Origin of the sequence: Catenovulum sediminis (assembly GCF_007289895.1) — a bacterium.
Taxonomy (GTDB): Bacteria; Pseudomonadota; Gammaproteobacteria; order Enterobacterales; family Alteromonadaceae; genus Catenovulum; species Catenovulum sediminis.
This window is the reverse complement of sequence record NZ_CP041660.1, coordinates 183,966-198,049: the sequence shown is the minus strand read 5'-3', so window position 1 is coordinate 198,049 and position 14,084 is coordinate 183,966. Positions and strand designations below refer to the sequence as shown.

The following is a 14,084-nucleotide window of genomic DNA, read 5'->3' as shown; positions in this document are numbered from 1 at the left end:
TTTTGTAACCGGTTGAGAGGTCAGTATGAAATATCTAATTTGTTTGTTTTTTGTGGTCGCGGGTGCGAATGCCCAGCAGATTCACCACACAAAAGTGGGCGATAGTAAAAGTCGTTATTTTGTTGAGTTGATACAACTGGCGATAGAAAAAGCAGATATAGAATCTACATATAAAATTGTAGAATCTGACCAGATATTTAACCAACATCAGCAGGTAGAAAGAATACAAACGGGTGAGCTATCTATTATGTGGGCAGGCACGCAGCCCGAATATGAGGAAACGCTTTATCCAATCAGGATCCCTTTAATGAAAGGTTTACAAGGACATCGACTTTTTATTATTAAACCTGAGCAACAGCCTGAGTTTTCTAAGGTTAAAACACTGCAAGATTTACAAGCTTTTACCGCGGGGCAAGGGCGATTTTGGGGAGATACAGTCATTCTCAAAAATTCAGGTTTACCTGTTGTAGCACCCGTCAAAAAAGAAAGTTTATTTTATATGTTAGAAGGCGGCCGGTTCGACTATTTTCCATTGGCTGTGCATGAACCATGGGATGAAGTGATTAAGCGCAAAGCGCTGGGGTTAACCGTTGAAGAAAATATATTATTAATTTATCCCATGGCTATGTATTTTTTTGTGAGCCGGGATAACAAAGCATTACAGCAATTAATAGAGCAGGGCCTTGAAAACGCAATTGCCGATGGTAGTTTTGATAAATTATTCTATCAAGCGCCACATATTAAAAATGCATTAGCACGCGCGCAGCTTTCACAGCGCACCGTTATTCGTATTTCAAACCCAAATTTAACGCCGCAAACACCACTTGAACGCAAAGAGTTGTGGTTAAATGTACATAATTAAATTTGAGTTTAGATATCTTAACGCCACAAATAACAGCGAGCTGGCCAATTGTTTAACGTAAATCTAAACACTTGGTCTGCAGGTGTTTGAGCAGCACCAAAACACACGTGTAGAGGCAGTAAATGCTCTTCTCTGGGATGATTAAATTGTGCCGAAGGCGCTTGCTGCCAGTCAATTAAATCTGACTTCGCTTGTTGGTAATCCCAGTCATTGCTGCTCATTCTTCGGTCTAACCAGTGGTGGAATGCATCTGCTTGCTGCGTGAGCATGTTGTTATTGCGCATAAATACATTCAAGTTGTGAAAACTAAAGCCAGAGCCAATAATCAAGGTACCTTGTTCACGTAGCACCTTTAGTGATTCGCCCAGCTTTATATGTTGCTGTGGATTTAGATGCTGCTGCAACGAAACTTGCACAACTGGCACGTCAGCCTCTGGCCATAATAATTTGAGCGGTACAAACATACCGTGATCATAACCTCTTGAGGCATTGTAGCGAGTAGGCAGACCGGCTTTATCTAACTGAGATTTAACTTGTTGCGCAAGCTCAGTATCGCCTGCTGCTGGGTAGCTAATTTGATAAGCCTCGTCGGCAAAACCAGAATAATCGTAAATTAACGCGGGATTTTCATTGTTTTGAATTTCAAAACAATCTGACTCCCAATGTGCACTCAGCAATAAAATATTTTTGGGTTTCGTCAGCTGTTGTTTTATTTGTCTGAATGTATCTAACATATCCCAATGGCTGGGGTGTCCCAGCAGCGGCAGGGGACCACCGCCATGGGAAACAAATAAAACGCCTTGCTGCTTGTTTTGATTGGCGTTTAATGTATTCAAAATCATGCTCGCTTGGTTAACATTGACTAAGGGTTCAGTTTTAATTAAATGATAAAGATTTAATCATTAAACTTTAGTGCTTTTATTATCAAGTGAAAAACGACCCGCACCACTTGCAAACATAAAAATTAATGCACCCGCAATGGATAAATTTTTCATAAACATAATCATTTGCATTTGGTCACTAAAATCGGCGTGAAAAACAATGGCGGCAACCAGTGTGAATCCAGCTAATGCTGGCGCAACCCATTTTATTTTCCAGCCTAGTAGAACAGCTAAACCGCCGATAACCTCTAATGCGATAACCAAGGGGAGTAGTGCGCCACTCAGTCCAAACATTTCCATGTAGCCTTGTGTTTGTTCGTATCCAGATATTTTACTAATACCTGATAAAATAAAAATTGCGGATAAAAGAACACGGCCCAAAGGTGCAGCGAATTGATTTAAAGATTGCATAATATTCTCCATTTCGTTTATTTAAGTGAGTTGTTGATGTGTCAACGGTTGAAATATTATCTGTTGCTGATGGTGGAATAAACCTCTATTATTTGAAATAACTGTTCTTAAAATCGGAACAATAAAAGAGAGATTACAATGGGACAATTAGAAGAACTGGAAAACTTTGTACGTATTGTTGAAGCGGGTGGAATTGGCAAAGTTGCCGAACAAAGCGGCATTGCTAAATCGGCTGTCAGCAGAAGATTAAGTGATTTAGAAGCAAGGTTAGGCACAAAGCTAATTAACCGTACCACACGAAAATCGAGTTTAACCGAAGCCGGTATGCGTTGTTATGAACATGCCACACGCTTACTTGATGCAACGGAAGAGTTACAAAGCTTGATTACTCAAGAGCAGGTATCTGTAACCGGCACATTGAGGATCTCAGTGCCTTTGTCTTTTGGATTGAAGTTTTTTCCGGATTTAATTTCTGAATTTAATCAGTTATATCCAAAAATAAAAGTTGAGTTGGAACTGGCGGACCACTTTGTAGATTTAGTCGCGCAAGGGTTTGATTTGGCGGTGCGTATTGGCGAGCTTAAAGACTCTAGCATGCGTGCCAGAAAATTATTTCCGGTAGAACTAAAGCTGGTTGCCAGTCCGCAGTATTTAAAAAAACACGGTGAGCCCAAATCGCCTGATGATTTAATGCAGCATAAATTATTAAAGTATACATTGGCGACACAAAATCTAAATTTAACTGACCAACAAGGGCAAGCTCACAGTGTTCGTATGCAAAATGCGTTTGTTGCCAACAATGGCGACTTTTTGAATCAATTAGCCATTAATGGCAAAGGTATAACCATAAGCCCTAATTTTATTTGTGACCAAGATTTAAAAGATAACAAGCTAGTACATGTTTTAAAAGACTACTCTGTCGGTTCAAGAAATGCCTATGCTTGTTATCCAGCAACACAATATTTACCTGTCAGGGTGCGTGTTTTTATCGACTTTTTAGTGGCTTATTTTAACGATTAACCACCGTATGCGCCTGCGCTATAGATAAGCTCATAGCTGTGGCTGTATATTTCTAAAATATTGCCGAATGGGTCTTCCATATAAATCATGCGGTACGGCTTTTCCCCAGGGTAATAATACCTAGGCTCTGGCATACGTTTTTTACCGCCAGCAGCTACAATACGCTCGGCCAAACCTTCTACATCGGGATCTTGCACACAGAAATGAAAAATACCGGTTTTCCAATATTCAAAGTTATCTTCTGGGTTGGTTTGGTTTTTAAATTCAAATAGTTCTACACCAATTCTGTCGCCAGTAGACAAATGCGCTATTCTAAATTTTTCCCAACCGGCACCAAACACGTCGGTACACATAACACCAATGGCACTGGTGTCTTCAGTAATTTCTGTGGGTTTCATAATTAAGTACCAGCCTAATACCTGAGTATAAAACTCAACTGCTTTTTCTAGGTCGGGCACTGAGATACCAATATGCGAAAAATTTCTTGGATAAACTGTACTCATTATATTCTCCTCTATGAAGGCACGTTAGTTTTTAACGATGACAGCAGTGAGATTACAGAAGATAAGTGATAATATAAAATTATTAAAATTTATAAAAATAAGAATTTTATGTAATGGTAAATCCGGTTTTTCTGAAAAGTTTTTGTACTTTAGTAAAAGAGCAACACTTTACACGCACGGCCGAAAAGCTTTATATGACGCAATCGGGCGTCAGCCAGCATATTAAAAAGCTTGAAGAAGCATTAGGCACAGCATTGTTGGTTAGAGAAGGGAAATCATTTTATTTAACTGAATCAGGCAAGCGCTTGTATGAGCAGGCAAAGCCAATATTAAATGCACTAGACAATCTAGCCGACAAGGTTAACACCGACCCATTTAATCAAGGGCGCGTAAAAGTCAGCTCACCTGGCAGTGTAGGGCTTAGGTTGTATCCGGATTTACTGTCGCTTCAGCAAAACAACCCAGAGTTGTTTATTGAATATCGTTTTTCGCCAAATGGTGATATTGAACGGGCCGTTGCTGAAAATCACTGTGATATTGGTTTAATGACGCAGGTTTCAGATTTTGACAATTTGGATTGTCAGGCTATTGGCAAAGAGCCATTACTTTTGGTTACGCCAAAAAGTGCGCAACCATTAAGCTGGCAAACATTGTTAGATCTTGGATTTATTGATCACCCAGATGGTGCGCATCATGCAAAATTGTTACTCGGTGAAAATTTTAGTGAGTTTCAAAGTATTCAGCAGTTTAAACATAGCGGTTTTTCGAATCAGATTGGGTTGATACTAGAGCCGGTCAGCAGGGGGCTAGGTTTTACCGTATTGCCAGCGCATGCCGTAGCCGCCTTTAATCAAGCTGAGTCAATCTGTATTCAGCCACTAAAACATCCGGTTTATGAAACCTTGTATTTAACACTAAATAAAAAACACCACCTTGCCAATCGAATTCAGTTTGTTATTAAACACATTAAAAGCGCGTTGTGAGCAATTTAGCTTGTTAACGTAAAGCATTTAATTTTGTGTTGTTTGTCAACAGCAAGAGGATATACAGGCCATGAAATGCTGGATGCTAACGGGCTAATACATATGAATGGGCGTGTTTATGATCCAACAACGGGTCGCTTTCTAAGTGCCGATATATTCATTCAAGTACCAACAAACTCACAGAGCTACAACCGGTATTCATATGTGATGAATAACCCGTTAAGATATACAGACTCAAGTGGATATGAAATGGATCAAATAGGGCCAGACCATTATGAGGTTACATCTTCTGGTTGTGACCAATCATGCCAAGACACGAGAGAAATGGATAACGAATTAGAAAATATGCGCAACGATGAAGCTGAAATGCTGGAAGGCGCGGATAACAACCATAATTACGGCTCTAATGGTGAAGAACAGTTGCATGCACAAGAGGGGCAAGATCACGGTTCTGATGGTCAAGAAGGAGGGGTTAATTTTAACTTCGATCAGTTTGCAAATGAAATCAGAGACAGACGATTCGATATTACTGCTGTCCTAGGCACTCTTGCCACAACCCTTGGTGTTGGAACAATGCCGAAAACACCAGCCGAATTAAGAGGGTTGGGTGTTCCCAAAAATAAGTTAAATCCTTATACCGGTCAGCTTAGTCGTTGGTCTGGTCGGACGGGAAATCGTGCTTTAAGAGAGTTGGGCAGGACTGCCGGAGGTGTCGCTTTAGGTACGGCAGCAACAGGCTTACTTATTTTTGAAGGGTTTTATAACTGGGGGGTTATTGGTCGCGCAGCGGTAAATGCTACGACTTTTCAGAGTGACGATGGAGATTGATGATGGCTTTTTATGATGTGACAAAGCAAGAAATTTTTGATCAAGCGAAAAAACGTATTGCAAAAATATTTTCCATTCCAGTCGAAAGTTTGAATCTTAAAGATCGGTTTGATGGTGAGCTTCAAGCCAGTTTTGTCTCTGATTTTAAAGATAATGAATTTGATAAAATTAATTATGATCTTCAAGATGTTGCAGATAAATCTATGCGCAAAAAGCTTCAATCTGGTGATGTTGTGGTAAACACAGTTGAAGATTATTGCGAATATATGTGTGCATGTTTTGAGGTGAATCCTAAGGGGGTTTATAAGGTTCTTGGGTTTTAAGTAAACAAAATTTACTGTAATGGTCTAATACAACTGTAGAGATTTATAGCTTACAATTAGCGAAATCTTAAAGGTATAAAAATGACCAGCAAAACATCAGCTAACCCAAAGCATGAGCCGCAAAGTTTGCTGCTGGGAGAACGCCATTGCAGAGCGTTTCTTCCATTCACTGAAGGTTGAAGCTATTCAGTACGAGCCAATCATGGACCGAAAAAAACTGAAACAATAATTATAACAAAACGAGAAGGCATAGTTCACTCGGCTATTTAAGCCCAGAGAATTTTGAATTGAAAAATTATGCCTATTTAAGTGTCCAGAGTTAGCGGATCAGATCACATAGATAGGTTTTATTATCGCGAATATACTAAATCGTTATGGAATTTAAAAAAACGCCAGCAGATCCTTTTGCTGGCGCTTACACACATGGAGATGTTTAACTCGTTTTAACGATGCTCGACGAATCGTTAGATATATCGATTAATGATGTTTTCGAACAATTCTTGTTTACCCGAAATTTGTTCTGGCTCGCCGACAGCTGTGCCAATTTCAGCCAGTTCTTCTAATGTCATTTTGCCTTCTGCAAATTGTTGGCCTTTGCCAGATTGGAACGTTTCGTAACGTTGTGCACGTAACGCTTTATAATTAGATTTTGTTAAAATCTCATCTGCAATAATTAAACCGCGGGCAAATGTATCCATACCACCAATATGGCCTAAGAAGATGTCTTCCATGTCTGTTGATTCACGGCGCGTTTTAGCGTCAAAGTTAACACCACCACCTTGTAAACCGCCAGCTTCAACAAACACTAACATGGCTTCTACTGCTTCGTTAATGTTGTTCGGGAATTGGTCTGTATCCCATGCGTTTTGATAGTCACCACGGTTTGCATCAATTGAACCTAACATGTTGTTGTCGGCTGCAACTTGCAATTCGTGCTGGAAGGTATGGTTTGCTAATGTTGCGTGGTTTACTTCAATATTTACTTTAAAGTCATCTTGCAAACCATATTTGTTTAGAAAGCCGGCAACGGTTGCTGTGTCAAAGTCGTACTGGTGTTTTGTAGGTTCCATTGGCTTTGGCTCAATGAAAAAGTTACCGGTAAAACCGTTTTTGCGAGCGTAATCTTTGGCCGTGTGTAACCATGCTGCAAAGTTATCTAACTCTTGTTTCATGTTGGTGTTTAACAGTGAGATATAACCTTCACGGCCACCCCAGAATACATAATTCTCGCCATTTAATTTAATGGTTGAATCAATTGCTAATTTAAGCTGAGCGCCGGCACGAGCCAAAGTAGGGAAGTGTGGATTTGTACCCGCACCATTCATGTATCTTGGATTAGAGAATAAGTTTGCTGTGCCCCATAACAGTTTAACACCTGACGCTTGTTGTTTGGCTTTTGCGTAATCTGTGATGAAGTCTAATTTAGCACCGAATTCTTCAACGCTCGAATCTTCTTCATCAATTAAGTCAGTGTCGTGGAAACAGTAATAACCTAAGCCCATCTTTGTGAAAAACTCAAAAGCGGCATCCATTTTAGCTGTTGCACGGCCTTTTGCGTCCGCATAGTTGTTCCATGCAAAACGTTGTGGGCCTGGGCCAAACGGGTCGTGGCCTTGTCCACAAAATGTGTGCCAGTAACAACCTGAAAAACGTAACCATTCTTTCATGGTTTTACCAGCAACTACACGGTTTTCATCGTACCATTTAAATGCAAATGGATTGTCTGAATCACGACCTTCAAATTCAATTTTTCCAACTGTTGGGAAAAATTCTTTATCACCTAATACTACGCTCATAGCTTCACCTCGTTATTGATATAGCTGAATCGATTTGTTTATAAATCTAAATATTTTTTCCAGTTTTCGTATGCCTGTGCGTACGCGTCTATTTTTTCCGCCTCTGGTGCGAAGTGTTCTAATAGAGTTAATCCGTTAAACATTTCTGCACGGCTGGTAAAATACCCCAAACCGTATCCCGCACCGCGAGCTGCACCTTCTGCGCCATCCGTGTCGTATAATTCAACGTCTGCTTGGCAGCTATTGACAAAGGCTTCTACAAAAATTGGGCTTAAGAACATGTTGCCTTTACCGGCTCTAATCACTTGGCTGCTGACGCCCATGTCTTTAAGTACGTCGAAACCATATTTCAGTGCAAACACGATACCTTCTTGAGCAGAGCGAACAATGTGGCCTAATTGGTGGCGGTTAAAATCAATACCGCGCATATGGCCGCCAATATTTTGGTTTTGTAAAACGCGCTCTGCGCCATTGCCAAACGGATGCATTACTAATCCATCTGAGCCAATATTGACCTGGTCTGCTAATTGATTCAGGGTTGGGTAACTGATGTTTTCGCCCTGTGTATTCAGTAAGCCACGTACCCAGCTGTATAATCGGCCGGTGCCATTTACACATAACAATACGCCATTTCTTTTATTTTCAGCGGTGTCGGATACGTGCTGAAAGGTATTAACACGCGAATGTTGGTCATAAACGTTTTTGTCGGTTACTGCGTATATAACACCTGATGTACCGGCTGTTGCCGCGACTTCGCCGGGTTCCATCACGTTTAATGACATTGCATTATTGGGTTGATCACCACCGCGATAGGTCACTTTAACGCCTTGACGAATGCCTAATTCTGCGGCGGCGTTTTTACAAACTTCACCCTGAATACCAAAACTTGGGACTAATGTTGGGATTAACGAAGCGTCGAAACCATAATGAGACAAAAGGGTTTGTGAGATTTCGCCGTTTTTGAAGTCCCATAAAATGCCTTCACTTAAACCGGAAGAGGTTGTGGTTGTTTCCCCTGTTAATTTCATTGCGATATAGTCGCCAGGCAACATTATTTTGTCTATTTGTGAAAATAACTCTGGTTGGTTGTCTTTAACCCACTTTAGTTTTGATGCCGTAAAGTTACCCGGTGAGTTCAATAGTTCGGCCAAACATGTGTCTTCACCGATCGATTCAAACGCTTTTTGACCAATTTCAACCGCGCGGCTGTCACACCAGATAATGGCAGGGCGAACAATGTTTTGATTTTTATCAACGCAGACTAAACCATGCATTTGATATGAGATACCGATGGCTTCTATTTTTTGTGCATCGATATCGTCACGACTAAACAGTTCGTGACAGGCTGATTTAATGCAAGACCACCAGGTGTCCGGTGCTTGCTCTGCAAAGCCCGCTTGTGGCGCATCAATTGCTAATTCGGTTTTTGGATAATGTGTTGATGCCAAGCTTTTGCCTGTTTTAGCATCCAAGACAGACACTTTGCTAGAAGAGCTGCCTATATCTAAGCCTAAAAAATACATAATCTATAAACGAACCTTAAAATTGTGAAACAAATGTAAAGTACTTTGTTACGAATGAGGTCAGTTTAGAGGTCGGAGAAAAATGCAACAAGTATCAAATTTTATTGTTTTTGTATGAAATTTGATAATCTTACGCTAGGTGTGAAAGCTAGACGTTTTTATACTATTTATGATGATTGATTTTGCAATTATGTGAACAAATGAGCGGTGTGGGGACGGACGGTCGAAGATAATGCCAATTTTTATTGTTAACAGTAAAAGGGCGGTAGTAGGTTACTGCCACCCTTTTGTTAATTATGTGTATTATTCTTCAACACCTAATAACTCATGATATTCTTCTTCTAAATCATGTAGTCTTTTTAATTGTGGTTTAATGTTTTCGATATTGCCTTGTTCTAATTGCAGTTTTAATGCTTGTACTTCTTGGCTCAGTTTTTCGATGCCTTCATCAAATGTTTTTTGATCTTCTGGGCGTACTTTTTGTTCTTTGGCAATGAGTAGATACTTTTCAAAGTCAGCTACCAGCTGCTTTTTATCTTCTAATGTTTCTGCTTTTTTCAATGATTTGTAAGAATCTTCCATTGACTCCATTGAGTCATGTAAAGGTTCAGGTTTGCTGCATGCCGTAAGAGATAAAGCTGCAAATAGAGCCGTGACTAGGATAGTATTTTTCATTATTGATTTTCCGTAGTTGTAAATTTTCACTAACTTTAAACTGGCTCAATTAAGACTGCAAGCTTCGATTTTTAGTTGTTTAATATAAATTTGAATATTTTAAATACAAAACAAATTTTCGTTCAGTTAGGGTGATTTTAGTTGGATCTTGTAAACGCTTTATGCGTTAATTTCACTGCACATATAATAATTTTAATAACATTATTTTGAGTTTAATTGTAAAAAGGATATATAAATTTTATGCAATCTACAGTACGCACGCACAAATCTATTTTAACTCGATTGTTAACAGCTGCCGGGATCGTTTTGTCTTTACCCAATGTTTATGCGCAATCTGCTCAGTTTATTATTGGGGCTGATGCTAAGCCGGATAAAAGTGGTGTTTATCATTTGCAGATAGACTCATTTGAAAAGCAGCAATATAGTTTAAAGCGCGTCATTGACACACAAGACCCCTCTTATATCACTTTATCTGAAGATGGTAGAACTTTATTTGCCGTTAACGAAGAGGCAAACTCAGGCGCGTTTGTTTTTAACTATCAAAATCAACAGAATGGTTGGCAAGCTGTTACTTCGCTGACTGGATTAGGCGATTACCCTTGCCATATTAGTTATAACGAACAAAGCGGATTGGTGAGTATAGCGAATTACGTTTCGCCTCATACTTTGTTGCTGGATTACAATGCAGATAACCGAAAATTGACCGAAGTAACGCGTTTTAAACATAGTGGTAATAGTGGTAAAAGCGTACATCAAAGACAAGAAGCGCCTCATCCGCATTGGATGGGGTGGTCGCCGGATGGAAAGTTTTTGTATGCCGTTGATTTAGGTATAGATGAAGTTAAACAGTATCAGCAACAAGATGGTGAATGGTTAGTCAGCACGGCTGCTAAATTGCAGGCAGGCGACGGTCCTAGACATTTGGCTTTTCATCCAACCCGTAACTTTGCCTATTTATTGAATGAGCTGTCAAATACTCTAGTTGTTTACCAGCAAGATTTAAAATCGGGCGCCCTTAAACAGATTCAGCGTGTGGGTACTTTGCAATCGGATAAACCAACAAGTTCAGCTGCCATTCGGCTTTCAAGTGACGGACGTTTTGTCTATGTCAGTAACCGCGGTGAAAATTCGATTGCTGTTTTCAAAACGCAGCCTAACGGTAAAGTCGAAATGATTCAAAGCATCAGTACAGCAGGCGACTGGCCGAGAGATTTTAATTTTAATCTAGAAGAAAACTATTTGTTGGTTGCCAATTTGCGCAGTGGCAATATCGAGGTGTTTGAACGAAATACTAAAACCGGTTTATTAGTACATACTGATTTTAGTATTCCGCTGGCGACCGCTAAATTTATCCAACCATGGGTCATAAAATAAATTTTTTATCGTTCACGTTAACGGTTAATCTGGTGTGAACCATGCCCCATGGCGAGTGCTAGCGCGCCGTACAATCCCGATTTGTCGCCTAATCCCGGGGCGACAATTATCTCGTCTAAGGTTTGTGGTAAAGTTAAATATTGGTTTAACTTTTCTTCGCATTGCGGCGCGATTTTTTCTAATAAGCCGGGCTTTTGTAATACACCACCCCCTAAAATGATTTTCTCCGGCCCTAAAGTGACAATCAGGTTGTGGCAAAAAGCCGCGATGTGATCTACTTGTTGTTGCCAGGCTGGATGATCATCCGCTAGATTCTCAGCTTTTTCTTGCCATGTTTTCTGGATTGAAGGCCCAGCCGCTAGCCCCTCTAAACAATTGCCGTGAAAAGGGCAGTGGCCGTTGTTATCCTCTTTTGTTGGTAGCAACATATGGCCCATTTCTGGATGATGTAAGCCGTTTAAAATATGACCATTCACAATGATACCACCGCCTACACCTGTCCCTATCGTCACGTAAACTGCTACTTTGCTGTTTTGCGCTTTGCCCCATAGATACTCAGCCAGTATCGCGCCATTTACATCAGTATCAAAAAAAACCGGTAAACCCAACTCGGCATTCAGCTTTTGAGATAATGGCGTGTATGACCAGCTTGGTTTTGGGGTTTTCGCTATGCCCCCATAGTTGCCTGAATTCGCATTTAAATCCATCGGGCCAAAGCTTGCCAAGCCAAGCGATTTAATCTTGTACAGGGCCTGCAACGGGCGATAAAAAGCCAACACCTGAGATATTGTTTCTTGTGGTGTTGTGGTGGCGATACGTGTTAGCTCAATAATTTCTCTATTGCTGTTCATCAGGGCACAGTTGAATTTTGTGCCGCCGGCTTCAATCGCTGCATAATATTCTGACATCACTTTTACTCTTCTTTAATCTTCTTTACGCTTCTTTAATCTTCTTTACTCTTCTTTATTGAGCTTTAACATACAACCAACTCACTTGATATGCGGTGAGTGTTTTGCCCAGATTAAAATCAAACGTAATAATTTCATCGTTGATTAAGTCATACGCTTGAGAAGCAGGTAATAGGTGTTCAAATACACTGGCGTGAGCTGTTTGTTCGTTTTCGCTGAAGTTACACAATACCAGCAATTTGTCGCCATTTTCATGGATGCGCTGATAACCAAACAAGTGATCACTACCGGTATGAATAACTTGCGTTTTTGCGCGACCTAACACCGGATGGGTTTTACGTATTTTAATTAAGTGCCTGATACCTTGATTGATACGGTTTTGCACTGTGCCGGGTGTATGAGCTAGTACAACATCTTCATTGCTAATGGCGGGACGATTCACCCAGCGAGAATCATGCTTTTTATGATCGTCTTGCAAAAAGCTGTAATCATTTAACATACCTAACTCATCGCCGGCATAGAGTAGAGGGATGCCACCGATACTTAATAAAATGCTGTGAATTAAGAGTATTCTACCAATCGACATTTCTAGCAAGTGCGGGTCTTGTTGCTCTAAAGCTTGCTCTAAACCAGCCAATGACGCTAACGAGCCACATACACGACAATCACCATTTTCAGGATTAAACTGAAATCCCATACCGGTTGCGTAGCTACCTTCAAACTGTCCGGTAAAAAATTTGTTTAAGAAGAGTCGATGGTCGTAACCATTGATCCCTAAGATGCCTGCGTCACCATCGTCAAATGTCCAGCCGATATCGTCGTGACAACGGGCATAATTGACCCATGTGCAATCTGGATTGATGGCAAAGCGGTGCGATAATGATTGTGTAATTAAACGCGTTTTACGTGTTGCCAAACTATTCCAAATTAACGCCATGGTTAACGGGTTGTATGAAAGTTGGCATTCTTCTGGTGCGATGTATTTAACTACTTCGTCGGGGTGCACGATTGCTTCTGATTTAAACACAACCGCAGGTGCCGCTATTTGCAAGCAGGCATTAAATGCTTGTATTAATTTATGTGCTTTCGGTTGGTTTTCACATGTGGTGCCCATTTCTTTCCAGATAAACGCAAGTGCGTCTAAACGCAAGGCATCACACCCTAAATTGGCTAAAAATAACATTTCACCGACAATGGCAGTAAATACGGTTGGGTTCGAATAATTTAAGTCCCACTGGAAACTGTTAAATGTCGTCCAAACCCATTTTTTACTGTCTTCAAGGTAGGTGAAACTGCCTCTGCGCACTTGTGGGAATATTTCTCGCAGTGTTTTTTCATATTCGTCGACAATTGATTTATCTTCAAATAAATAATAGTACTCGGCAAAATCTTCATCGCCGGCACGTGCTTTGAGCGCCCACTCATGTTCGTCTGAGGTATGATTAAATACAAAATCTAACACCAAGCTGATACCCGCTTTATCAAGCGCTTTAGCAAGGTTATTCAGCTCTTGAACCGTACCTAATTTGGGGTTCACGCAGCGGTAATCTGATACTGCATAACCCCCGTCGCTGTCACCTTCTGGTGATTTGTAGAGCGGCATTAAATGTAAATAGGTGATCCCCAAATCTTTAAAGTAGGGGATTTTTGTTTGTAAATCGGCTAAATCTTCCGCAATTAAATCAACGTAACAAGCCATCCCCAACATATCTTCTGATTGATGCCAGTGTGGGTTATTTAGGCGTTGCTTGTCTTTTTTCTTTTGCGCGGCCGGGCGCGCTTTAAAGCTGTCTGCGAGTTGCTGCACTAACTGTTCTAACTGGTAGTGCATATCATAGCGTTCGTTATAAACTGTCACTAGAAGCTCAAATAAACGCGGAAAGTGTTGCGTTAATCTTTCATGAAAGATTTTCGAGTCGTTTTTACTGAGTTTACTCAGATCTACGCGTGACAAAATGCGATTTAAACTACGTTTGCATTCTAATGTAAGGTTCATT

The 14,084-nt window shown here is 40.5% G+C and carries 14 protein-coding genes and 1 pseudogene; 7 read left to right on the top strand and 8 right to left on the bottom strand.

What is annotated here, in order from left to right; genetic code table 11:
- Positions 1-25: 25 nt before the first annotated feature.
- Entirely contained in the window at positions 26-862 is an 837-nt protein-coding gene (locus tag FNT16_RS00815; protein ID WP_143869763.1) for a type 2 periplasmic-binding domain-containing protein, read from the top strand.
- 17 nt (positions 863-879) lie between these two features.
- Here FNT16_RS00815 and FNT16_RS00810 read toward each other — a convergent pair whose 3' ends face one another.
- Together FNT16_RS00810 and FNT16_RS00805 are read right to left on the bottom strand one after the other, a co-directional pair.
- Positions 880-1,698, bottom strand: a complete 819-nt coding sequence (locus FNT16_RS00810; RefSeq protein ID WP_221935042.1) for a DODA-type extradiol aromatic ring-opening family dioxygenase — start codon at positions 1,696-1,698, stop codon at positions 880-882.
- A gap of 66 nt (positions 1,699-1,764) precedes the next feature.
- Complete coding sequence (locus FNT16_RS00805) at positions 1,765-2,154, bottom strand: DoxX family protein (RefSeq protein WP_143869761.1); 390 nt, start codon at positions 2,152-2,154, stop codon at positions 1,765-1,767.
- A gap of 138 nt (positions 2,155-2,292) precedes the next feature.
- On the opposite strand from FNT16_RS00805, the gene FNT16_RS00800 reads away from it, so the two are divergent.
- Complete coding sequence (locus tag FNT16_RS00800) at positions 2,293-3,174, top strand: LysR family transcriptional regulator (RefSeq protein WP_143869760.1); 882 nt, start codon at positions 2,293-2,295, stop codon at positions 3,172-3,174.
- On the opposite strand, the gene FNT16_RS00795 is transcribed toward FNT16_RS00800, so the two are convergent.
- A complete protein-coding gene (locus tag FNT16_RS00795) occupies positions 3,171-3,677 on the bottom strand; it encodes a lactoylglutathione lyase family protein (protein WP_143869759.1) in 507 nt (168 codons plus the stop codon). The genes FNT16_RS00800 and FNT16_RS00795 overlap by 4 nt on opposite strands.
- A gap of 113 nt (positions 3,678-3,790) precedes the next feature.
- On the opposite strand from FNT16_RS00795, the gene FNT16_RS00790 reads away from it, so the two are divergent.
- From FNT16_RS00790 to FNT16_RS00775, 4 genes and pseudogenes are all read left to right on the top strand, one after another.
- Positions 3,791-4,660: a LysR family transcriptional regulator gene (locus FNT16_RS00790; RefSeq protein ID WP_143869758.1), complete on the top strand. Its 870-nt coding sequence runs from the start codon at positions 3,791-3,793 to the stop codon at positions 4,658-4,660.
- A 42-nt stretch (positions 4,661-4,702) separates the two neighbouring features.
- Positions 4,703-5,488, top strand: a complete 786-nt coding sequence (locus FNT16_RS20665) for an RHS repeat-associated core domain-containing protein (protein ID WP_246072292.1) — start codon at positions 4,703-4,705, stop codon at positions 5,486-5,488.
- On the top strand, positions 5,488-5,811 hold the full coding sequence (locus FNT16_RS00780) for a hypothetical protein (protein WP_143869757.1): 324 nt from the start codon (positions 5,488-5,490) through the stop codon (positions 5,809-5,811). The genes FNT16_RS20665 and FNT16_RS00780 overlap by 1 nt, the downstream gene beginning before the upstream one ends.
- A 91-nt stretch (positions 5,812-5,902) precedes the next feature.
- Positions 5,903-6,134 (top strand): annotated as a pseudogene (locus FNT16_RS00775) (integrase core domain-containing protein); the annotation flags it as partial.
- 141 nt (positions 6,135-6,275) lie between these two features.
- Here the strand turns inward: FNT16_RS00775 and xylA are convergent.
- The 3 genes from xylA to FNT16_RS00760 form a co-directional block, all read right to left on the bottom strand.
- Positions 6,276-7,607 carry a xylose isomerase gene (gene xylA / locus FNT16_RS00770; protein WP_143869756.1) on the bottom strand — a complete coding sequence of 444 codons (1,332 nt, stop codon included), beginning with the start codon at positions 7,605-7,607 and terminating at the stop codon, positions 6,276-6,278.
- 38 nt (positions 7,608-7,645) lie between these two features.
- On the bottom strand, positions 7,646-9,130 hold the full coding sequence (locus tag FNT16_RS00765; RefSeq protein ID WP_143869755.1) for a xylulokinase: 1,485 nt from the start codon (positions 9,128-9,130) through the stop codon (positions 7,646-7,648).
- A 303-nt stretch (positions 9,131-9,433) separates the two neighbouring features.
- On the bottom strand, positions 9,434-9,805 hold the full coding sequence (locus FNT16_RS00760) for a cytochrome b562 (RefSeq protein ID WP_143869754.1): 372 nt from the start codon (positions 9,803-9,805) through the stop codon (positions 9,434-9,436).
- A gap of 240 nt (positions 9,806-10,045) precedes the next feature.
- On the opposite strand from FNT16_RS00760, the gene FNT16_RS00755 reads away from it, so the two are divergent.
- Positions 10,046-11,179: a lactonase family protein gene (locus FNT16_RS00755; protein ID WP_143869753.1), complete on the top strand. Its 1,134-nt coding sequence runs from the start codon at positions 10,046-10,048 to the stop codon at positions 11,177-11,179.
- Positions 11,180-11,196: 17 nt separating this feature from the next.
- Here the strand turns inward: FNT16_RS00755 and FNT16_RS00750 are convergent, their stop codons facing one another.
- Entirely contained in the window at positions 11,197-12,087 is an 891-nt protein-coding gene (locus tag FNT16_RS00750; protein WP_185976646.1) for an ROK family protein, read from the bottom strand.
- Between the two features lie 55 nt (positions 12,088-12,142).
- Positions 12,143-14,083, bottom strand: coding sequence for an alpha-amylase family protein (locus tag FNT16_RS00745; protein WP_143869751.1), 1,941 nt, complete (start codon positions 14,081-14,083; stop codon positions 12,143-12,145).
- Between the last annotated feature and the right edge of the window lies 1 nt (position 14,084).